This window comes from Clostridium sp. (assembly GCF_051650885.1).
Taxonomy (GTDB): domain Bacteria; phylum Bacillota; class Clostridia; order Clostridiales; family Clostridiaceae; genus Clostridium.
In genome coordinates this window covers 1-20,850 of sequence record NZ_JBOFRG010000072.1, presented here as the reverse complement: position 1 = coordinate 20,850, position 20,850 = coordinate 1, and the positions used below count along the sequence as shown (strand labels likewise).

The window sequence follows — 20,850 nt, the reverse complement described above, 5'->3', positions numbered from 1 at the left end:
CCAATACCTTTTCCATACTCTAAACCCTCCCCTTCAATTAAGCTTGTTGCTCTACTAAGTCATAACTTTCATCTAAACCAAAACCAGAAACCTCATAATTTAAAAGTCCTTCAATCAAACTTCCAAACCCATATAAATCTTCAGGTGCAAGATCTACATTAATCCCTCTAAAGCTTTGGCTCTTGATGATATCATTCCCCTTATCATCAGTACCCTTTGCATAAGAAACCTTAAACAAAGCCTTTTCAATAATCTTCTTAATCATTTAACATCACTCCCTTCACTCCTTAAATATGCACAAAATAAAAAAGGGAGAAAATTTTTTAAAAATTTTTCAAAAAAAAAAGAAGAAACAAGAAAATCTCCTTGCTTCTTCTCTTCTAATTTAAGAAAAAATCATCTAAATCTTTATCTGTTCTTATAATTTTCTCTTCTGGTACATTACAGTATTCTGCAAGCTTTTGACTATGAATAGCTTGCTCTGTAGCACTTAATTTAGGATTTGTTATCTGATTTAATTCATTATGAATAAGTAAATATTCTCTATCCACCATTTCTATAAATTGCTTTAATAAAATACTAAGTTCTTCATCAACTCTTTCCATACGTAAATAGTAATCATCTAATAGTTTACGGTCACTGTAGCTTAGCATATAGCCCATTTCTCTAACAAACTGTCCAAGCCTTACCATTATCTGCTCACCATATCGTATTTTTAACTCTTTAAAGACTAATATAAGAAGTCTTGCCCAGCCAATAATATTTAATCTCAATATAAATGTAACTGCATTTCCACCTGAACGAATTGCTGCATCTGCTCCATCTATCAAGCATAATGTTCCATGTCCTACAATAAGCATCATTCTAAGGTCTGCATGCTTTTGAGATGGAAAACATTCTCTCCAATCCTTCTTTTCAAAAAAACGTTTCTTAATAACCCAAAGGATACGAATCATTAATTCATTAATTAATACTGGTATTGCCATAGCAGCACCAAATCTAACATCATATCCCTCTTGAAATACCTGTGTCATTACAACAGCTAGAGTTTGCCTATGTTCATTAACTTTTAATTCTCCAAAGTCACATAACTGAAATAGCTCCATAAAAGGAATTGATAATCCTGAACCTCTTCCAGCACCCTTTCTTCTTCCCCCTGAACTTCCTGCTAAATCAGACATAACATGACCTAACCAATTACAAAATCCACAAAATAATTTTGCAGGTAGGCTTGAGCCATATAACTCTAAATTTTGAGCTGTAGTTTCTATTCTAATTAATTTTCCATCACTCAAAAAACTTGATTTCCCCTGAAATTGGTCTAATATAGAAAAGAATAATCCTACAACATCAGGCGAATGCGATAAAGATTTATAATGATGGTTATTTGCAGCCATTTTAAAAGCTCCACCTGTAGCAGCTGAATGTGCTTGGTCATAATTAACTGGGAATTTTTTTTCAAGAAATCCTATTGCACTTGCAACACTGTTTTCTTTTCCCTCAGTAGGCTTCCATCCAACTGTCTTTGCAAACTTTTTAACTAAATTATCAGCTTGAGCATCTGTAAATTTACCAAGCACACTATCCCCTGGCATTCCCACAAAGAATACATCAATTAAACCTGCTCCAACGCCTGAAAATGCTGCAATTAAATAATCATATTTATCACACTTAGCACTTGTCCACTCCTCTGTATATTTCATAATTTAACCTAATTTACTTTCTCATTTAATTTTGCAGATAATGAATTAGTTGAATTCAGTAATTTATTCATACCAGCCCTTTGTTCTACCGTAAACTCTAAATAATCTCTTGTACTCCATCTAAACATTTCATTTAATAATGTATTTAAGGTACTTCTTATCTCAAGAATTTGTCTTCTAACTCCATTTACTTTTGCATAAATTTCTGAAAATCTTTCTCTTCCTTCTTTTATCTGGCAAGTTTGTTCCTCAGCCTGTTTTGCAACCTTTTTATTTTTGCTACTTGCAAGGACTCCTCCACCAACTAAAGCTGCACCACCAATAGCCCATCCCACTGGACCTGCCAATGTTAAAAGTGCACTTCCAGCAGACATTCCGCCACCACCTGCAACTAAGGCACCTCCACCAAGCCATGCTAAAGCTGCATTTGTAGCTGCTGCACCACTAAGACTTGCTATTGCAGTTCCAGTTGAAGCAGTTCCAAAAGTTGTTGCTATTGCCATTGCTGCTGTTGGTGCAAACGCTGCTACTCCAGCTCCCGCAACCACTCCTGCTCCTGCAACAGATCCACTAACTGTATCTGCCTTCTTTCCTTCAATCTCCAACTCATTTATCTCTGAATCAAACTTCTTACAATTAACCTCAATCGCCTTAATGTCTCTCTCAAACTCCTTTGGTTTATTAGCAATAGAATTCACATATTTTTCTACACGCTTTATCAACTCACTTGATCTAACACGTGACGTATGTAACTTAATAACCTCATCCATCACCTCATCATACTTCTTCTTATACTTTTCATTCTCTACCTTCAAGTTAGCCACAGCTTCCTTTTTATATCCTGAATTAAACATTTCCTATGCCCCCTAATCATTCAAATTCCTAATCTAATTATACATCAAATTCATAAACCTTCCATAATTATAAAAAATTTATTAAATCCAGTTAAATAATTTCAAATATAAAATTTTTCACACCATTAAAAAAGAAGCAAAAAAATTCTCTTGCAAGTTCCTCTAATTCTAAATTTTTAATTTTAAATTCTTAATTAAAAAAATGTTATAATTATAAATAAATGTGTTAAAACTCAAACTATAAAAGGAAGGTGTTTATAATGAGAAAGCTTAATATTTCAAATAATGATTTAATTTACGAAGAACTTTGTGCACAAGGTAAAGCAGTTGAATTGATAGATAATGAAATCTATTATAGTAGCTTTACTTCAAAAGCTCACAATAAAATAGCTACAAGAATTGCAGCTAAATTAGATGACCATTTTTATTCAACACCTTGTGAGGTTTATTCAGAGCAAATTGAAGTGATTTTAGATGAAAATAAAGTTAAACCTGATGTTTTTGTTGTCTGTCCTGAAGATGATTCTATAAAAACAAAAGGAGAATCAATCTTAACTGTTCCTACTCTAATATTTGAAGTCGTGTCAAAATCAAATGCTTCTTTAGATACTTTAACAAAGATGGAGCTTTATGCTAGATACAATGTACAAGAATATTGCTTAGTTTATCAAGATGGTTCATTAGTTCAACTTATTTTAGAAGATAACTTGTTTAGACCCGTAAAAGTCTATAATTCAAATGATACCTATACTTCACTCATCTTTCCAAATTTATCATTCCCATTAGCTAGAATTTTTCACAACATTTAAAAAGAAGCAAGAAAATCATCTTGCTTCTTCTATATTACTAAGCTTTTTCCACCTACGTATTTTTGTTCTAAATGACTTAAATGGTGCCACTGTATTTATATGAATCCATTTCCATATTGGCCAATTAGAAGGAGTTGATGATGACCACATTCTTCCCCCTTGTTCAAATAGTTCAATATCTGCATATGTATTTATTAATTCAATAATTCTTTCCTCAGTTTTTACAAATTCAATACATAACTCTTCTAAACTATTCTCCTTATATTGCTTATAAAATTCTTCATATAGCCCACCTAAGTTATTCCATTTATAATTAGAAGTTGGTGTTATAACTTCTTCCCCTTCTTGCTCCCTCTTTTCCCAATCTATAATAAGATTCATCCATCCCAATTGATATGCAATCATTTGAGCTGGTGTCCTATCTACACCACCAATTAATCTATCTTTATCCTTTTCAGAAATACAGTTAAATTCATTAATAAACAATCTTGCACCCTTTGAAATTTCAAAAATTAATTCATCCCTATTTTTATATACCAATTTCACCTTCTCCTTCAACTCAAAATTATCTTTCTCTCATATACTTTTCAATTTCTTGAACACTTAACTTTTGTGTCTTCTCATTTCCATATTCTTTATATTCACACATACTAAAAATTGGTATCATACTTTCACATGATTTATCTTTATTTTTATTCAAATAAACTTTTAAATCTTCCACTCCACTAAAAATTTTATATGAAGTTCTCCCCTTACTATTCTTTATTTCATAAACCCCACATGCTCTTTTAATAGTATAATCAGCAGTTCTCAAATAAATCTTTGCAATCTCTAATGATTTAAAAGGAAAATTCCATCTCTGCAATCCTCTTTTAGAGTCATGCTCTATACATATACATCTCCCACAAGTTCCACAAACATATTGTGTATGCTTTTCTAAACATTCTACTGGATTTAATAATGGTGTTATTCTACTATCATTTACATAACATTCTTGACACATATTTTCCTCACTTTCAATTCCTATTTATATTTGCATTGCATAATTCTCTTTCTGAACTGATAAAGATACTTTTTCATATCCATTCTCCTTTAAGCGTAGTATAATTTTTCTCATCATATCCATACCTATTCCACATCCCCTATACTCTTTATATAAAGATATAGCAAGTGATGGCGTTGTATCATCAATATGTCCATAATCGTTCATTATTCTAACCCAAACAGCACCTATAACTTTTCTATTAAATTCAGCAACTAAGCAGTAGTCATCTTTTCTATTTCCAAAATCATTAACATATACCTGCAACTCTGGCTGATTTATGATACTTTTTGCTGGTACTTCCATTCCTTCTGGAACAAAAACTGCTTCATATATAAAATTATTAAGTAAATTATATTCATCTTCTCTCATTTCTCTAATTAAATAATTCATTTTATATCTCCTATATAAATTCCTATTTATCAAATAGTTTTAACTTTAAATTTCTTCACTCTTTTAAATAGTTTCTACTTAAAATATAGTATATATCTTTTTCAATTATTTTCCAATGCAAAAAAAGAAAAGAGAAATTCCTCTCCCTTTTCTCTCCCATATTTTTCATATGTATCTTATACACCCGATTATGATGTACTTTTAAAGTAATATTCGAAATTAAAAGCAAACAAAAAGATGCCCCATCCAACGAAGATTAGCACCTTTTTTCTTAATTTACTTTATTAATTCTATCCAATAGCCCTAAAACAAAATAAACGTTCTAAGGATTGCTTAGTGTTACCAGCACTAAGCTTTTCTTATCTACATTATATCAAACTTTTATAAAAAATAAACAATATAACTTCATCTTCCTCTATTTACTAATAATTTATTATAAATTAAATTTAATATTCTTAGATATCTTATATAATTCCCTTTTTTATTTTCTAATATCTAGCTACTTTATATTTTTTATAGCTTCTAAATCTGAGCTACATAATACTTCTAAATTAGAAAATATTTTTTCTTTGCTCCAATCCCACCATTTTATTTCTAATAAATGATTAATCAAGCTCTCATCAAATCTTTTACTTATAATTTTTGCAGGATTTCCACCTACAATACTATAAGAAGGTACATCCTTTGTAACAATTGAATTAGCCCCAATAATAGAACCATCACCTATTTTTACTCCAGGTAATATTGTAACATTTTGTCCTATCCAAACATCATTACCTACAATAGTATCACCCTTATATGGTAAATCTTCTAATTTAGAGGTTACTTTCTCCCATCCATTTCCCATAATATTAAAAGGATATGTTGTTACACTATTCATTCTATGATTAGCTCCATTCATAATAAACTCAACACCACTAGCAATGGCACAGAACTTACCTATTATTAACTTATCACCTATAAATTCATAATGATGTGTTACATGTTTTTCAAAGTCTTCACATCCATTTTCATCAGAATAATAAGTATAGTCCCCAACTTGTATATTAGGGTTTTTGATAATATTTTTTATAAAGCATACACTTTTTATATTTTCATTTGGATAAATGCTCATTGGATTTGGCCCTATATTCTTTTCCATAAAAACCTCACATATTAAATATTTAAAATTAAATCTTAAAACAGATGAAAAAAGCACTACCTCCCAACAAGAAATAATTGTGCCTTTTTAAAATTTTATTTAACTTTAAATTTATTATATCCCTAACTTCTCCATCCTAACAAGATATTCTGTAGTGTCTTCTTCAAATTTCTTTTCACCTGTTAAATAAAAACCATATCTTTTATAAAAAGAAATTGCTCTTGTATTTTTTTCTAGTGCCCACAAGTTATCCACTTTAAGTTCATTAACTGCAAACTCTAGGAGTTCTTTACCAATCCCTTTACTTTGGAAAAATGCATCTACATATATTTTGCATAACTCTTTCCCATTCACTTGAATAAAGCCTCTTATTACCCCATTATCAAATACATAAATATTATCCATTACTTCATCCTGATTAAAATAATTACTTATCAATGAAGCCACTTGCAATTCACCAAATGAAAACTCCTCATCTTTAAATATAGGAAAAAAGTTCATTCTATTATTAAAAACATATATTTCAGCTATTCTTGATAAATCACTTGTTTTTGCTTTTCTAATATTCATTTTCCTCTCCTCTTTATCAAATACTTCTAAAAAATTTCTACTTAAAATATAGTATACATAATTTTCAAATATTTTCCAAATAAAAAAAAGCAAGAAATTACTCTTGCTTCTCTTTCCCATATATTTCATATGTATCTTAGACACCCGATTATGATATACTTTTAAAGTAATATTTGAAATACCGTAGAGTTGGCTACGGTGGTTGTACGTATTCCACCTTGGGCTACTGATGATTTTCATCTTAGCTTAAGGGGGTGGTATTGGATATGATACTTGCTTTATCAATTGTTGTTGTATTTTTACTCATAATTATATTAAAAGCCTTAAGTTCAAAAACTAAACTTTTAGAATTTGAACTTAACATAAGTATTAAATGTTTTAAATTAAGTTTTAAAACAACTGAAAAAAGCACTACATCCCAACAAGAATAATTGTGCTTTTTTAAGATTTTATTTAACTTTAAATAAATCTGACCAATAGCCCTAAAACTAAAAACGTTCTAAGGATTGCTTAGTGTTACCAGCACTAAGCTTTTCTTATCTATATTATATCAAACTTTTATAAAAAATAAACAACATCTATTTAAATACCTAAATTTTCCACAATATTAATGCATCCCATGCATCCAATCTTTTCTCTATATTCACATTGACTGCATAAAATCCCACATCTTGACTCACACATTTCTTATACCACCTCTCTTTTATCTATCTAAAATTTGAAATTTATCTACATAATATACTTAAAAATAATTCTCCATTAAACGATTTACCCACTCTGGAACGATTGACTCCATTTTACAGTCATACACTGGATAGTATGGCTTAATATCTAAGATAGGTGTGCCATCAATAGCATCTAATCCTTCTACTATTAACAAATCATCTGATGTGGATACTATCTTAACTGATGTCATTCCTATTTGATTTGGTCTATCTTTACCCCTTTGTGAAAATATACCTACCATTGGCATATCATCTCTATTTTGTGGTCTACGTTGTAGGTGCTTTTCTATATCAAATTTAGCCTTATCTAAATAATATATAATAATTGCATGAGAAAAATCATCTAACCCTGCCAAACCACCATTATATTGTTTTTCTAATTCTATTTTAGATATATCATTGCCCCAAGATTCATCTTTTTTCTTTTCAATATGATTACTTACATACCCAATAGGATTTAAATTTATTTGCACTGTACTCTCCCCCTTTTTATTTTTCATAATAATATTATTATGATTTTAATCTCAACATTAAATTGGAATTTATCGAGATGTATAAGCTATATTCCCTTTATTAAAGATATTATTTACCAGTTATTTCTTATGCATATATTGTACCTAAATATGGTATAATTCAAAAGTGATAATCTTGTAAACCGTAGTAGATGGCTGCGGAGGTTTTGAACATTTTATCTCCCTAGGACTATTGATGAGAGTTCATCGTAGTTAGGGGGTGGTATTGAATATGCTAGAATTAATTATAAAAAGCATTGTTACTATTTATATTATAAGATTAGTTTTAAAATATAATCTTTTCATTGCTAAATTAATTATCAAGATTAATTTTCTTGGGATTCATATAGAAGTTGACGGCAAAGAGAAAAAGCACCCATCTCGCTAAAAATAGTGTGCTTTACTCTTAATTAAATTTATTTAATTCATTCAATAGCCCTAAAACAAAATAAATGTTCTAAGGATTGCTTAGTGTTGACGCACTAAGCTTTTCTTATTTATATTATAACAAATTTTCATAAAAAATAAACATAAAAATTTTATATTAACTTGATTTCCACCTACATTTTATAAATAATTTGTTGTCTTGCACGTCTGCTTCTACACTTCCATTCATTTTAACCATTAATTCTTTTACTATAGATAGCCCTAATCCAGTACTATTAACTTTTCTAGCTTTATCTGCTTTATAAAATTTATTGAATAAGCTTTCCATTTGTATATCACTGTTATTATCAATATAATCTATTACAGTTAATTCAGCATAGTTATTAGTAATATTTATTGTTATTTTAACATTTCCTTTAGAATGCTTTGATATATTTATCATTAAGTTCTCTATTACTCTTTTTATACTTGCATAATCACCTAAAACACTAACTTCACTATCACAAATTTCTATTATTGGTTCTATGTTTTTACTAGTAAATTCATCGTAAAAGCTAGTCAAAATTTCAATAAAAGTATCTTTTAAATCTACACTTTCAAGCTCCATATTATATTTATTATCTTCTATTACTGACAGCATAAAAAATTGATTTATTAACTCTTGTAAATCTTTTGCTCTCTTATCTGCTATATCCAGATATTTGGCTTTATTCTCATCAGTTATATCTGTTTTTTTAAGCATTTGCAAGTATCCTTTTATTGAAGTAAGGGGCGTTCTTAAGTCATGCGATATTGATGAAATCATGCTCTTTAATTCTTCTTCTGAATTAGACTGCTTGATTTGAAGTTTTTTTGATATCTCTATATGCTTATTAATGCTTTGAGCTAGACTTTCAATATTTTTATTCACTAAATTTATATCTATTTTTTTTCTAGTCTTAAAATTATTATAATCTTCTAATTGTCTTACAATGTTCTTTATTTCTTTATTTACAAAAAGTAAGCGAAGAAGTAAAACTATTATAATAATAATTAAAAATATTATAACTGCAATCATTTTACTCACCTCGCTTATTTATTATATATTTTCTTTTAATTATTTTATTTCTTGTTTATTAAATATTACACATCCTAAAATTGTTGATACAACTATAATTATAAACGAATTTATAACCCAGGTTTTTAGTAATGGTGAAATCTCTGGTTGTCCACAAATATCTAATAGCATGTATATTGGTATCTTATTTTGAGTAGATTTACTTATAACATCAAATAATGCTCCAGTGCCAAAAGTCATAAATAATGCTCCAGTAGTTGCAATAACAACTTTACTTTTTATAATAACTGATATTAATGTGTATAAGCTAACCATTGCTGCTAAAATAATTAGCAATACTAAAGTAACTATACATATTACATATAACTCATTTTTAGAAATCATCGTATTTGGCTTAAATAAGCAAATTGCTCCAATCATAAAAAAGAATATATATGAAATAGCAACTATCGTAACTCCGATGTAATTAGAAATAACACTAGATAAGTATACTTTATATTTATTATGACCATAAGATATTGTATTTTTTAATACTCCATTAGAGTATTTAGAAATTACTGAATCAGTAACTAAGAAAATCATAGTTAAGCATGCAAATATAGTAAATGCTAATGATGACCTAAAAATATTAATGTAATTTATATTTGCTTCTATTCCCCCAAGATAAAAACCATACACTCTATCGTTTCTAAAGGTAACATTTAAAGAAAAGAAAAATTCTTCATCTAAGCACATAAATAAAAATACAGCAACTAAAACTCCAATTATTATCATAGAGTTTCTAAAAGTTTTACTTTTTCTTAATCTAAATAAATCAGCTTTTAATAAATTAATCATTATATATTTCCTCCAACAATACTCATAAAATAACTCTCTAAATTATCACCTGAAATACTTATCTGGTAAATTGTAATACCTTCTTGTGATAATGCTTTAGATACCTTACCTGATTCATTAACATAATCATAAACCTTAATTACTTCATTTGGTAAGACTTTATAATTTGTTGTTTTCAATATATTTTCAAGCACCCATGTAGTCTTTTTCAAATCATCAGTTTTTATTTCTAGTGATTTTTTACACTTTTCATCTAATTCCTTTTGTGTTAATTGTTCCACTAGTTCTCCATTATTAAGTATACCATAGCGTGTTGCTAATTGATTTAACTCACTTAATAAATGACTTGAAATTAATATTGTTACTCCACTTTCCTTATTTATTTTTTTTAATAACTCTCTCATATAAACTATTCCCATTGGGTCCAATCCATTGGTTGGCTCATCTAATATGAGAAACTCTGGGTCTCCTAATAGAGCCATTGCTAAGCCAAGCTTTTGTTTCATTCCTAGCGAAAAGTCTTTTACTCTTTTCTTTTCAACATTTGTTAATCCAACTAACTCTAGCTTTTCCTTAATACAGGCTTTACCTGGGATTCCTTTTTGTAGTCTAACTAACTCCATATTATCTACAGCAGTCATATCACCGTAAAATGCAGGCATTTCTATTAATGCACCTATTCGTTTTCTTTCAGTAGTAATACTATTTTCATTATGTACATCAAATATTTCTATAGACCCACTATTAATGTTAGCTAAACCTGTTATTAACCTCATTAATGTAGTTTTTCCTGCTCCATTTTTCCCAATTAAGCCATAAATATCTCCTCTTTTTATACTCATATTTAAATTCTTTAATACAGATTTTCCGTTATAGTTCTTATTTAAACTATTTGCTTTTAAAATATATTCTTCCATATATCATAGCTCCCTTCTTAGTAACTTAAGTTAATTATAAAAAATAACTCCTAAATAACTACAAAGAAAACCTTAAGAAAGTATTAAGTTATAATTTTTATACCTCAAGTTTATAACCTATACCCCATATAGTTTTTATATAATCATTTTTAGCTCCAGCTTTACCTAGTTTATTTCTAACATTACTAATATGTACTATTATTGTATTGTCATCATTTATATAATTTTCTCCCCATACACTTTTAAAAATATTATCTTTAGAAAAAACTTTGTTTGGATATTTAATTAATAAACTTAATATTTCAAACTCACGTAAAGTTACATTTAATAAAGTATCATTAACATATACTTCTCTAGTATTAGAATTTAAAGTTATTTCTTTATGTTTAAATATTCCTTCATCATTATTGTTTATTTGTATTTCTTTAATTCTTCGTATATTTACCTCAATCCTAGCTAAAACTTCATCTAAATCAAAAGGTTTACTAATAAAATCTACTGCTCCTGCCCTAAGTAATTTAGGTTTAATTCCAAGTTCTTCTTTAGCTGAAATAATAATTACTGGCATTTTATATTTATTTCTTATCTCATTTAAAACTTCTTCACCAGATTTTCCAGGTAACATTAAATCTAATAATACTATATCTATTTTTTCTTGATTTAAATATATTAAGGCTTCTGTACCTGAATATGCACTAGATACATCGTATTGGTTATCTAGTAGCATGTCCCTTAATAAATTATTAATATCATTATCATCTTCAACAATTAAAATCTTTATTTCATTATTCATAAGTTTTTCCTCTCACAATAGTTCAATTCAATAATAGCATTTATATACGATTTTTAAAACATCTCATATAAAAGAAAACAAAAATGTATTGTTATTGTAACAACCCATCTTTGTTTTTAAAATTTAACTCCCCTACAAATTCCTATCTATCAAATACTTCTAAAAAATTTCTACTTAAAATATAGTATACATAATTTTCAAATATTTTCCAATGAACAAAAAGAAATATAGAATATAAAGTCTCTATCATTTTTCACGATAATACTAATAGAGGTGATTTATATGCAAATTAATTCTATATCTATGCAATATAAAAATACTATTCATAGGACTAATTTAGATAAAACAGATATTAATTTAAATAAAGAAAATAATATTTCAAAAAAAGTAAATGTTAATCAAATCAATGCTAATAGCAGTCCATATCCCTCTGGAATGATTCCTGTAGATAAAGGGACAGCTGCTCAAACTACTGTTAATGTTGATAGAAGTACTATTTTAAGCATAATGAATTATGCTGCAAACAATCCTGATACCAGTGGTTTTGAAGAGATGGGTATGGATGATAATAAGCGATGGGTAGTTATTAATGGTCAACGGTTTGAAACTGAACTTACTGCAAGGGAAAAAGAGCTTATAAAAAAAGCTAAGGAAAGATGTGGTCTTATCTCTTTATTAAATACATCATCTGCTAATAAATATAAAAAATTATCTGAAGAAACTGTTGAACTAGAATTTAATGGAGATTCTGTAGACGTATCAAACACCACTAATAACCCAAAGCTTCAAAACTTATTAAATAATGATAAAGTCATGTCAATGTTTGCTGTTATATCAAAGTCTAGCAAAATAAAATTAAGCTTCTGCGATATGGCTTCAAATGGCTAAAATAATATTTATTAATTTGAATATTTTAAAAGAAGCAAGAATCAATCTTGCTTCTTTTAAAATATTTGTTTATCTTCTAATAAATTCTCTATACCTTTATTCTCTATAAGAACTTTAAATTTCTCAAACATTTCTAAGATGTTTGCATATGCTAGTTTTATTTCTATTGATTCACCAGCTTGTACATTCTCTTTGAACTCATCTATTGTATCTGTATTTTCTTTTAAACTTTCCATTTTTTCTAATGATTTCATAACAAACTTTCTATAGTTCTCATCATCTATATATTTTTCAAGCTCTGTATATAGGATATAAATATCTGAAACTAGGATGTAGCTATTTAGTTCTATCTCTTCTTTAAATTGAATTCCTGCAACTCCATAATTATCTCTCATTGATTTATCAATAGCTGCACATGTTAAAAATAGATTTTGTATTCCAAATCTATTTATTTCTCCTTCTTTAGCCATATTATAAATACATTCTAACATTCCATAGATTGTTTTTTCATATTGCTTTTTAAGTCTGTTGTTTAAAGATTTTAAATCACATCTTAAAACAAATGTATTTAATATTATTGCTATAATCATTCCAATAATAACAAATGCTATTCTTTGGAATGCAAAGTCATATACATTTCCTGTTCCTGCTGCAAGGGTGATTATACATATGGTTGCTAAGAATATATTATACTTATATTGTTTTGTATAGCACATTATGTAACCTACTGCCATTAAAACAAGAGTTCTTTCACCTTCAGTTTTGAAGATGCTTAATAATATTATTACTACAACAGCTCCAAGTAAAGTTGAAATTATCCTATCCTTAGTCTTGTATTTAGCAGTTTCATAGATTGGATTTACTAAAGAAAATATAGTAAACATCATCCATGTTCCCTCTTCTAAATGAAAGTATTGCGTTAAAAAACATGTTATAGTCATACCAATAGCCACTCTAACAGCATAACTAAAGCCTAATGAATTTCCTGTATCCTTTGCAAGCTTTCTTGAAACCTTAAATCTATTTCTAGTAGCCTTAATATCTTTCTTTAAATCAATTGAATGTTTCTGTTCATCTACTAAAGCTGTATTAATTAATAGTAAACTATTTATTATTTGAAGTTTTTTTCCTTCTACTAAACACTCTTCATTATCCTTTATAAATTTCTCCACTTTCTTTATAAATTCATCTACTAAAATTTTACCTTCTAATAATTCATTTAACTTATCAAAATATCTTGATATAAAATTTGTGATATTTTCATTTATAACTTCCTTATAAGATAAAGTTATATTAAGCTTCTCTAATGCTGTAACTAAGCTTAAACTAGCTTCACCCTCTTTTGATATGTAAAAATCCTTTTCGCGACTATCAAAAATAAGATACTTCAAGCTTCTAAACAATCCATTTATCTGCTCATCAATAGCCTCTACATCTTTTCCCTCTTTAATTAATAAAGTCTTCTGCTTTACCAAATTATTTATATTTAAAAATATTTTAACAGAGCTCTTCTTAACTCTATTTCTATTAAGTAATAATTGAGGTATCATAATTGTTATTGCCCCAAACACTAAAGAGAGAAGTCTCATCCCCTCTTGGCTATGTGGAACTGGGAATGCTATAAGTAACACAAACTGTAACATAAAAGGTACATAAGTTGGTGTCCTAAGCTCATTACAAGTAACATAACCAACACCAAGCATCAAAATAAGATTTAAAGGTATAGCAATCCATAAACTATAACTTCCTGCAAAAACTACAAGCCCCATACAAAGATTTATCAATATAAACTTTAGAGTATTACCTATAATATTTGTAGTTAAATCCCTCCCCAAATACATAAGCATCGCAATATAAGATGTTATCCCAACATAAGTATTATTCTCTCCAAACAAAAGTTTAAACCCCACTGCAAAAACAGTAGCCAATAAAAATACAAACGTTCCTGATATAAATTTACTAAATATAATTTTTCCGCTCAACTTCTTCATTTCATCCTCCCTAAAAAATAGTCGTAATGAAAAGTATACTTCAAAAAATTATATACTTTATTTTCAAACTATAAACATTTAAAGAACACAAAGCCTCAAAAATAAAACTTTCTATGAAAATTAAAAAGAAGTAGAAAACACTCCCTACTTCTTCGTCATAACTTCATCAATAACTTAAATTTATAGACTTCACCCTACATCTTCTAGCATATAAAAAAGATGTAGGATAAGCATATATACTATACTTAATAAGCTACATCTAATTTTATCCACTTAAGAATTCACCTATCTTTATATAGCAAATGCATCTCCATCCCTACGTAGATAAGGACAATATTTTTGTGAATGTTTTAATAACCCTTGCTTTGCTAAATAAGAACATAAAGAGCCTATATGAGATGATGGTTCTTTAAAACCACTATTATCATATTCTACTAATAATTCTTTTAAAGTATTATATGCAGTTGATACAATTAAACTGTCAATCTCATGTGAAGTATAGTAAATACCTGGTGTTTGTGAAAGAAAGGCATTAATATCCTTAGTTAACGGTTCTATTATCCCTCTACTTTCTTGAAACTTTACTTGTGCGTTAATCATAAATATCTCCCCTTTAAATTATAATAAGTTCAATTCTTTTAAATCTTGAATTCTATTCTCTATTAACTGATTTACAGTTTTTATTTTTTCATCTTATATTAACTCTGAATATAATAACAATTCCCTTACTATCTTATCCATCAATTTTCTCTTAACTTTTATTACTTTTTGCTATAAATTCATTATAGCATATCCCAAAGTAAAAATACTCCTATTTTGTATTTTATAGGTATTTAATTGATTATTTCTAAAAAATCAAAGGAATCTAGCAACTTATCTGCCTAAATCCTCTATTTTTATCATTCTTGGAACTACATTGCTAAATAAAGCACCTAAGGTTATCATTGAAATACATTTTTTTCATTTTATTACGTCATTTCTTATTTATATTTATGAAAAAATATATCCCCACCATATCTTATAATTAATTAATTTATACATTATATTGAATAGTGTTTTAAAATATCTTTATTTTAAGAAGAACATAAAAAAGTGGCTATCGCCGCGTCCACTTCGTGGTAACATATCGTATTCTGAACTTCGCCTCAAGTATTGATATTGCTTAATTTTATTATTTGAAATTTTTATACTTTCCTGTACATAAATAAAAGGAGCATTACTGCTCCTTTATTCGTCACTCATGGAAAAATTAGTAACATTCCTCTTATGTACTAAAAATAAAGCAGAACTATTTTATTTAAGTTCTGCTTTATCCTTACAAATATTTTCTAATATATCTATTTAAATCATTTATCTCAGTCTTTTAATCTCTTCTAGGTCTAATCCACTTTTTAATGCTATTGTTTCATCATCTAAAACATCTAAAAGATTTTTTGCAAATTCTAATTTTCCCCTACGCTCTGCTGAATTAATCATATTAGCTCTTTCATGAAGTGACCTTTCTCTTTCATAATAAATTCTCATCGCTTCTTCATTACTACTTAAGTATTCGATTTTTTGTTCAGCTTTTTCTATTGCTTCATCCATACTAATCAACTCCTTTAATGTAGTTTCTGATGTATCTTTTTCTTTAAATTATTCCCATCTAAACTAATTTTATATTCCTCTATCAAAAAATTTTTAGCCACTAATATTTAATTCCACATCTAAATTCCATTTATCAATAAATTTCTTTTTATTCTATCATTAATATTTTTTCACTATCCGATTCTTAACTCCTAAAAAATCGCTTGCGATTCCCCTCAATTCTTAACTCTTAATTTTTAATTAATAAAGCTACACTCTCAGCAGTAGGATGTTCCCAATCAATCTTCGCTTCGCTCGATTTCTTGGACATCCCTTGCATGGAACGTGCTAATTACTTCCCGTCGTCACTTCGTTCCTTGGCAAGTAAAGCTACGTTCTCAATGTGTGCAGTGTGTGGAAACATGTCTACTGGTTGAACTTTTTCTGTTTTGTAGCCTTGCTGTTCTAGTATTTTTAAGTCTCTTCCAAGTGTTGATGGGTCACATGATACGTATACTATTCTTTCTGGTTTTACTTTTCCTATTGCTTCTAGTAGTTTTATATCGCATCCTTTTCTTGGTGGGTCTACTACTATTACGTCTGCTTTTATTCCTTTTTCTATAAGGTTTGGTATTTCTTCTTCTGATTTTCCTACGAAGAATTCTGTATTTTCTACGTTGTTTAGTTTAGCGTTTTCTCTTGCATTTATTATTGCTGGTTCTATTATTTCTACACCGTAAACTTTTTTTGCTTTTTGTGATAGGAATAGTGTTATACTTCCAGTACCACAGTATGCATCAAATACAGTTTCTTCTCCTTGTAAGTCTGCATATTCTAAAGCCTTATTATATAAGACTTCTGTTTGTATTGGATTTACTTGGAAGAAGGATAATGGACTTATGTTAAATTTGAAGTTACCTATGTAATCTTGTATATTATCTTCTCCCCATAGAGTAATGCATTCTAGTCCTAGTATAACATTAGTTTCTTCTTTGTTTATATTTAAGACTATGCTTTTTATTCCTTCTATATTACTTTTTATAGCTTCTGTAAACTCTTCTAAGTGTGGTATTTCCTTTCTTGTTCCTACAAGGACAACCATCACCTCACCTGTTTTAAAGCCTGTTCTTATCATTATATGACGTATTAAGCCTTTTTTATCAAATTTTGAATCTTTAAAGGCTGGTCTTATTCCATATTTAAGCATCCATTCTTTAAGCACTGCTCTTGCTTTATCTGCTTTTTCATCTTGAATAAGGCAGTTTTCAATATCTATAATGTCATGGCTTCTTTCTGCATAAAATCCAATTTTAAGTTCTCCATTTACTAATCCAACTGGTAATTGAACTTTATTTCTATATCTATAAGGAGAATCTTCCATTCCTAATGGATAAGCCACTAAATCTTCTGACAATCCTCCAATTTTACTTATACAGTCTTTTACTCTTTCATGTTTAAAGTCTAACTGTGTTTTATAATCCATATGTTGAATTTTACATCCACCACATCTTTTATAATATTCACACTTTGGCTCTACACGTCCTTCTGCTTTTTCTTCTATATCTACAAGCTTTCCATAAGCATAATTTTTTTTATTTTTTACTATTAAAGCCTTTACTTTTTCATTCTTTAAGGCACCTTCTACAAATATTGGATACCCCTCTATTTTAGCTACACCTTCACCTTCATACCCTTGTGAAATTATATCTAAAGTATATTCTTTATTCTTATCTACCATCCATTTCACCTTTTCTTAATTTATTTTCGCTTAATTATATCATACCTATCTTCTTTTTTCTTTACCATTCTTTTTTAAGTAGCTTTTCTGTTAGCTTTTCAGACTCCTTTAATCTAACTACAATACGTTGCATATTTAAAAAAGCTAACTTTTCTTTATTATCATGAACTTCAAAAAACTTTTCCTTAAATTCATTTTTCACCTTAATTAAAACTTCTTCTTCATTTTTTCCTCTTATATCATAATTTATTTTATCTAACACATCTACCTTAACTCCTTCTTCCTTAAAAAAGTAGATTGTAAAATAAATAGTGTTATTTAAAATCCTTTGATTATATACAAATCTATCTATATCCTTATCTTTAATAACTGCATTGTGTCCTATTATCTTGCTTTCATAAAGCTTGGATATACTCATTTTTTCCCCAAGAAGTCTATAATAATATATATTTTTTACTCCACCAATTGAAAAATCTAATATCTCATTACTTAAACTATTATAATTTTTAATTAAGTTTCTTAAAGCCTTCTTTATATCATATGGGAATATATATTTTGTTCCTAAATATCCTATAATTATTCCAAGTGCTACAAAGGAAATTCTAAGTAATACTCCCCTTCCTGGAGTTTCAGTTGCTATTGAAAACAGTCCTAAACTTACTGCTGCTGTGCACATAGTCTTAATTTGAAAATCCTTGCTTATCACATATATATAATATAGTATCACAAACAATGTTCCTTCTATAATAATGTTTCCAACTAAAAGATATATCAAAGCAAATACTATAATTCCAAGCACTGTACCCTTAAACCTTTTAGGAAATCTCTTTTTAGAATCTTCAAAGAATGGCTCAATAACAGCATATATAGTAAATACAATCCACTTACCTTCCTCAATTTTTAATAAACTCACTATAAAATATGACCCTGCAAGTAGAACTGCTGCTCTAAAGGCAAAGGAGAATCTTAATGATTTTTTACTTATCTTAAAATTAAATACAGTAGTAATTTCTTTTCTAAGCCTTCTATTTAATAAGATGTCCCTCTTACTATAATCCTTCATATTCAAATTCTCTTTTAACATAAATAAATTTTGTAAAACTTCATATATATAATAATCTTCCTTATCCTTATGCTTTTCTATAAAATTATCAATCAACTGGATTATATTTAAGTTCTTTTCTTCCTTATTTTGAATATTCTTTATCTCTAATATTAACCTCTTCAAATCCTTCATAAAATTCAATTCAATATCATTATGTAAATCAATATTTATCTCTTTAAGCAAATAATTCAATCTCTCTATGTACAAGGTTAAGTTTAGTATCTCATTATCTCCCTTAGTTATAAAAATTGGGTCTATCCTTTTTTTATAAATTGAATCTACAATCTCATTTACATTTTCGCTCACCTTAAAGGTATTATCTAAAACTTCCTTTCCCTCTAAAATAACATCAATCTTCATACTTATCTTATCTAAAAGTTCATCTAAATTCTTATTCATTCTTTTTTTAAATCTATTCTTATTTACAATAATTTGAGTAAGCATTAAAAATAATGCTCCAAACGCTAGTACTATAAGTCTAACTGGTAACTCCTTAAAAGTCCCTGGCTCTATTAAAAGATATAAATATCCTAAGACAAAAGGTCTCCATATCCACTGTTTTATATTAGATGTAAAGTTATAAGCTAATATAAAGATAGAGAAAAAATTAATAAACAATCCTAAAAATATATTTAATGAAGAAATAAATGAAAATAATCCAATATACACAAAAACTATTAAAAATACAATTGTACTTCTTAATTTATTTCCTGTTAAATCTGTATTCATCAAAACTAAAGAACCCTTTGCAATAGTTGCACCAATAAAAGCTTTCCCAGGTCCAAGAAGTCCCCATAATCCAAAAAAGACTAAAACTGCTAAGGCATATACAATTGTCCTTAAGACTAGCTCTTTTCCTTTAAATATCTTCATCTCTTCCCCTCCTCCCTCCTATTTTAATAAATATTCTCCTCTCTAACTTCCCTTTTATGATTTATTCATAAATTGTTATTAAAAGAAAAATATAGGCTCCTAAAAAGCCTATACTCTATCTAAAGTAAAATTCATTTTATCTTCCTTCTATAAAAGTCTCACATTGATTTCTTTTTCTATTAATATTATTTTCTACAATAATAATATTAGTTGCTCCACACATTCCTGCATCATTATATAAACAATTCTCAGCAGTACAAACTACTTCTGGTGTAATTTTAATTTCATCTCTTGTAGATACAATCTGTGCAAGCTCCCCTAAAAAATTTGTATTTGGAATCGCTTTAAAAGCATTTAATACAGTTTCAACTTCATAATTTTCACATTGTGTTTGATGGCTTGTATAAGCATCAGCTCCACTCACTAAAATACTATTAGCTCCACAAAAACCACCTTCATTATTTACGCATTTATGCACACTACATCCTAATGTTGTCAAAAAAATCACTCCTTTCAAATTAAGCCTTTGAGATATTTTTCCCTTTTTATATCTTTTATATGCTTAAACTTTAGGATATGATTATTTATAAAGAAAAAAGTATTCACTAATCTTATCTATGGTGAATACTTTCTCTCTTTAATTTAATTATTCAAAAAAAAGACTACACTTTTAAAGTGTAGCCCTTATATATTATGCAATTTTCTATGCGAAATATCTGTCTAATAATCCTTTGAAAGCTCTTCCGTGTCTAGCTTCATCTTTACACATTTCGTGAACTGTGTCGTGGATTGCATCTAAGTTTAATTGCTTAGCTAAAGTAGCTAAATCTTTTTTACCTTGACATGCACCAAACTCAGCGTCAACTCTTGCTTGTAAGTTAGCTTTTGTATCAGCAACTACAACTTCTCCTAATAATTCAGCGAATTTAGCAGCGTGCTCAGCTTCTTC

The 20,850-nt window shown here is 28.2% G+C and carries 22 protein-coding genes and 1 pseudogene; 3 read left to right on the top strand and 20 right to left on the bottom strand.

The window, feature by feature from the left end; genetic code table 11:
- Positions 1 to 37 precede the first annotated feature (37 nt).
- The 3 genes from ACRC28_RS03770 to ACRC28_RS03760 all read right to left on the bottom strand — a co-directional run bounded on the left by ACRC28_RS03770 (position 38) and on the right by ACRC28_RS03760 (position 2,557).
- Entirely contained in the window at positions 38 to 265 is a 228-nt protein-coding gene (locus tag ACRC28_RS03770; protein WP_438542119.1) for a DUF1659 domain-containing protein, read from the bottom strand.
- Positions 266 to 380: 115 nt separating this feature from the next.
- Complete coding sequence (locus tag ACRC28_RS03765; RefSeq protein ID WP_438542118.1) at positions 381 to 1,703, bottom strand: hypothetical protein; 1,323 nt, start codon at positions 1,701 to 1,703, stop codon at positions 381 to 383.
- Positions 1,704 to 1,711: 8 nt separating this feature from the next.
- Positions 1,712 to 2,557, bottom strand: a complete 846-nt coding sequence (locus ACRC28_RS03760; protein ID WP_438542117.1) for a hypothetical protein — start codon at positions 2,555 to 2,557, stop codon at positions 1,712 to 1,714.
- A 260-nt stretch (positions 2,558 to 2,817) separates the two neighbouring features.
- Here ACRC28_RS03760 and ACRC28_RS03755 point away from each other — a divergent pair, with 260 nt between their 5' ends.
- Positions 2,818 to 3,366, top strand: coding sequence for a Uma2 family endonuclease (locus tag ACRC28_RS03755; protein ID WP_438542116.1), 549 nt, complete (start codon positions 2,818 to 2,820; stop codon positions 3,364 to 3,366).
- Between the two features lie 15 nt (positions 3,367 to 3,381).
- Here the strand turns inward: ACRC28_RS03755 and ACRC28_RS03750 are convergent, their stop codons facing one another.
- From ACRC28_RS03750 to ACRC28_RS03730, 5 genes are all read right to left on the bottom strand, one after another.
- On the bottom strand, positions 3,382 to 3,906 hold the full coding sequence (locus tag ACRC28_RS03750; protein WP_438542115.1) for a ClbS/DfsB family four-helix bundle protein: 525 nt from the start codon (positions 3,904 to 3,906) through the stop codon (positions 3,382 to 3,384).
- A 25-nt stretch (positions 3,907 to 3,931) separates the two neighbouring features.
- Positions 3,932 to 4,369 (bottom strand): hypothetical protein, encoded by a 438-nt coding sequence (locus tag ACRC28_RS03745; RefSeq protein ID WP_438542114.1) that lies wholly within the window; start codon positions 4,367 to 4,369, stop codon positions 3,932 to 3,934.
- 24 nt (positions 4,370 to 4,393) lie between these two features.
- A complete protein-coding gene (locus ACRC28_RS03740; protein WP_438542113.1) occupies positions 4,394 to 4,801 on the bottom strand; it encodes a GNAT family N-acetyltransferase in 408 nt (135 codons plus the stop codon).
- Between the two features lie 499 nt (positions 4,802 to 5,300).
- On the bottom strand, positions 5,301 to 5,942 hold the full coding sequence (locus ACRC28_RS03735; protein ID WP_438542112.1) for a Vat family streptogramin A O-acetyltransferase: 642 nt from the start codon (positions 5,940 to 5,942) through the stop codon (positions 5,301 to 5,303).
- 114 nt (positions 5,943 to 6,056) lie between these two features.
- Entirely contained in the window at positions 6,057 to 6,512 is a 456-nt protein-coding gene (locus ACRC28_RS03730; protein ID WP_438542111.1) for a GNAT family N-acetyltransferase, read from the bottom strand.
- A gap of 260 nt (positions 6,513 to 6,772) precedes the next feature.
- Between ACRC28_RS03730 and ACRC28_RS03725 the strand changes: the two genes are divergently transcribed.
- Entirely contained in the window at positions 6,773 to 6,943 is a 171-nt protein-coding gene (locus ACRC28_RS03725; protein WP_438542110.1) for a hypothetical protein, read from the top strand.
- 311 nt (positions 6,944 to 7,254) lie between these two features.
- Here the strand turns inward: ACRC28_RS03725 and tsaA are convergent, their stop codons facing one another.
- The 5 genes from tsaA to ACRC28_RS03700 form a co-directional block, all read right to left on the bottom strand.
- Complete coding sequence (tsaA, locus tag ACRC28_RS03720) at positions 7,255 to 7,710, bottom strand: tRNA (N6-threonylcarbamoyladenosine(37)-N6)-methyltransferase TrmO (protein ID WP_438542109.1); 456 nt, start codon at positions 7,708 to 7,710, stop codon at positions 7,255 to 7,257.
- Positions 7,711 to 8,293: 583 nt separating this feature from the next.
- Positions 8,294 to 9,193, bottom strand: coding sequence for a sensor histidine kinase (locus ACRC28_RS03715; protein WP_438542108.1), 900 nt, complete (start codon positions 9,191 to 9,193; stop codon positions 8,294 to 8,296).
- Positions 9,194 to 9,232: 39 nt separating this feature from the next.
- Positions 9,233 to 10,030: an ABC transporter permease subunit gene (locus tag ACRC28_RS03710; protein ID WP_438542107.1), complete on the bottom strand. Its 798-nt coding sequence runs from the start codon at positions 10,028 to 10,030 to the stop codon at positions 9,233 to 9,235.
- Positions 10,030 to 10,947, bottom strand: a complete 918-nt coding sequence (locus tag ACRC28_RS03705) for an ATP-binding cassette domain-containing protein (RefSeq protein ID WP_438542106.1) — start codon at positions 10,945 to 10,947, stop codon at positions 10,030 to 10,032. Before ACRC28_RS03705 ends, ACRC28_RS03710 begins: the two co-directional genes overlap by 1 nt.
- Positions 10,948 to 11,044: 97 nt before the next feature.
- Entirely contained in the window at positions 11,045 to 11,740 is a 696-nt protein-coding gene (locus ACRC28_RS03700) for a response regulator transcription factor (protein ID WP_438542105.1), read from the bottom strand.
- Between the two features lie 282 nt (positions 11,741 to 12,022).
- On the opposite strand from ACRC28_RS03700, the gene ACRC28_RS03695 reads away from it, so the two are divergent.
- Positions 12,023 to 12,628 carry a hypothetical protein gene (locus ACRC28_RS03695; protein WP_438542104.1) on the top strand — a complete coding sequence of 202 codons (606 nt, stop codon included), beginning with the start codon at positions 12,023 to 12,025 and terminating at the stop codon, positions 12,626 to 12,628.
- A 56-nt stretch (positions 12,629 to 12,684) separates the two neighbouring features.
- Here ACRC28_RS03695 and ACRC28_RS03690 read toward each other — a convergent pair whose 3' ends face one another.
- The 7 genes and pseudogenes from ACRC28_RS03690 to ACRC28_RS03660 all read right to left on the bottom strand — a co-directional run.
- On the bottom strand, positions 12,685 to 14,619 hold the full coding sequence (locus ACRC28_RS03690) for an FUSC family protein (RefSeq protein WP_438542103.1): 1,935 nt from the start codon (positions 14,617 to 14,619) through the stop codon (positions 12,685 to 12,687).
- 291 nt (positions 14,620 to 14,910) lie between these two features.
- Positions 14,911 to 15,219: a hypothetical protein gene (locus ACRC28_RS03685; RefSeq protein WP_438542102.1), complete on the bottom strand. Its 309-nt coding sequence runs from the start codon at positions 15,217 to 15,219 to the stop codon at positions 14,911 to 14,913.
- Between the two features lie 750 nt (positions 15,220 to 15,969).
- Positions 15,970 to 16,206, bottom strand: a complete 237-nt coding sequence (locus tag ACRC28_RS03680) for a hypothetical protein (RefSeq protein WP_438542101.1) — start codon at positions 16,204 to 16,206, stop codon at positions 15,970 to 15,972.
- 331 nt (positions 16,207 to 16,537) lie between these two features.
- Positions 16,538 to 17,923 carry a 23S rRNA (uracil(1939)-C(5))-methyltransferase RlmD gene (rlmD, locus tag ACRC28_RS03675; RefSeq protein WP_438542100.1) on the bottom strand — a complete coding sequence of 462 codons (1,386 nt, stop codon included), beginning with the start codon at positions 17,921 to 17,923 and terminating at the stop codon, positions 16,538 to 16,540.
- Positions 17,924 to 17,984: 61 nt separating this feature from the next.
- Positions 17,985 to 19,901 (bottom strand): FUSC family protein, encoded by a 1,917-nt coding sequence (locus tag ACRC28_RS03670; RefSeq protein ID WP_438542099.1) that lies wholly within the window; start codon positions 19,899 to 19,901, stop codon positions 17,985 to 17,987.
- Between the two features lie 136 nt (positions 19,902 to 20,037).
- Complete coding sequence (locus ACRC28_RS03665) at positions 20,038 to 20,400, bottom strand: DUF1540 domain-containing protein (RefSeq protein ID WP_438542098.1); 363 nt, start codon at positions 20,398 to 20,400, stop codon at positions 20,038 to 20,040.
- A gap of 204 nt (positions 20,401 to 20,604) precedes the next feature.
- Positions 20,605 to 20,850, bottom strand: a pseudogene (locus ACRC28_RS03660) (NADH peroxidase); the annotation flags it as partial.

Coding starts and splice junctions, on each gene's coding strand:
- ACRC28_RS03770 (WP_438542119.1), bottom strand. CDS start 265: ATGATTAAGAAGATTATTGAAAAGGCTTTGTTTAAGGTTTCTTATGCA.
- ACRC28_RS03765 (WP_438542118.1), bottom strand. CDS start 1,703: ATGAAATATACAGAGGAGTGGACAAGTGCTAAGTGTGATAAATATGAT.
- ACRC28_RS03760 (WP_438542117.1), bottom strand. CDS start 2,557: ATGTTTAATTCAGGATATAAAAAGGAAGCTGTGGCTAACTTGAAGGTA.
- ACRC28_RS03755 (WP_438542116.1), top strand. CDS start 2,818: ATGAGAAAGCTTAATATTTCAAATAATGATTTAATTTACGAAGAACTT.
- ACRC28_RS03745 (WP_438542114.1), bottom strand. CDS start 4,369: ATGTGTCAAGAATGTTATGTAAATGATAGTAGAATAACACCATTATTA.
- ACRC28_RS03740 (WP_438542113.1), bottom strand. CDS start 4,801: ATGAATTATTTAATTAGAGAAATGAGAGAAGATGAATATAATTTACTT.
- ACRC28_RS03735 (WP_438542112.1), bottom strand. CDS start 5,942: ATGGAAAAGAATATAGGGCCAAATCCAATGAGCATTTATCCAAATGAA.
- ACRC28_RS03730 (WP_438542111.1), bottom strand. CDS start 6,512: ATGAATATTAGAAAAGCAAAAACAAGTGATTTATCAAGAATAGCTGAA.
- ACRC28_RS03715 (WP_438542108.1), bottom strand. CDS start 9,193: ATGATTGCAGTTATAATATTTTTAATTATTATTATAATAGTTTTACTT.
- ACRC28_RS03710 (WP_438542107.1), bottom strand. CDS start 10,030: ATGATTAATTTATTAAAAGCTGATTTATTTAGATTAAGAAAAAGTAAA.
- ACRC28_RS03705 (WP_438542106.1), bottom strand. CDS start 10,947: ATGGAAGAATATATTTTAAAAGCAAATAGTTTAAATAAGAACTATAAC.
- ACRC28_RS03700 (WP_438542105.1), bottom strand. CDS start 11,740: ATGAATAATGAAATAAAGATTTTAATTGTTGAAGATGATAATGATATT.
- ACRC28_RS03695 (WP_438542104.1), top strand. CDS start 12,023: ATGCAAATTAATTCTATATCTATGCAATATAAAAATACTATTCATAGG.
- ACRC28_RS03690 (WP_438542103.1), bottom strand. CDS start 14,619: ATGAAGAAGTTGAGCGGAAAAATTATATTTAGTAAATTTATATCAGGA.
- ACRC28_RS03685 (WP_438542102.1), bottom strand. CDS start 15,219: ATGATTAACGCACAAGTAAAGTTTCAAGAAAGTAGAGGGATAATAGAA.
- ACRC28_RS03680 (WP_438542101.1), bottom strand. CDS start 16,206: ATGGATGAAGCAATAGAAAAAGCTGAACAAAAAATCGAATACTTAAGT.
- rlmD (WP_438542100.1), bottom strand. CDS start 17,923: ATGGTAGATAAGAATAAAGAATATACTTTAGATATAATTTCACAAGGG.
- ACRC28_RS03670 (WP_438542099.1), bottom strand. CDS start 19,901: ATGAAGATATTTAAAGGAAAAGAGCTAGTCTTAAGGACAATTGTATAT.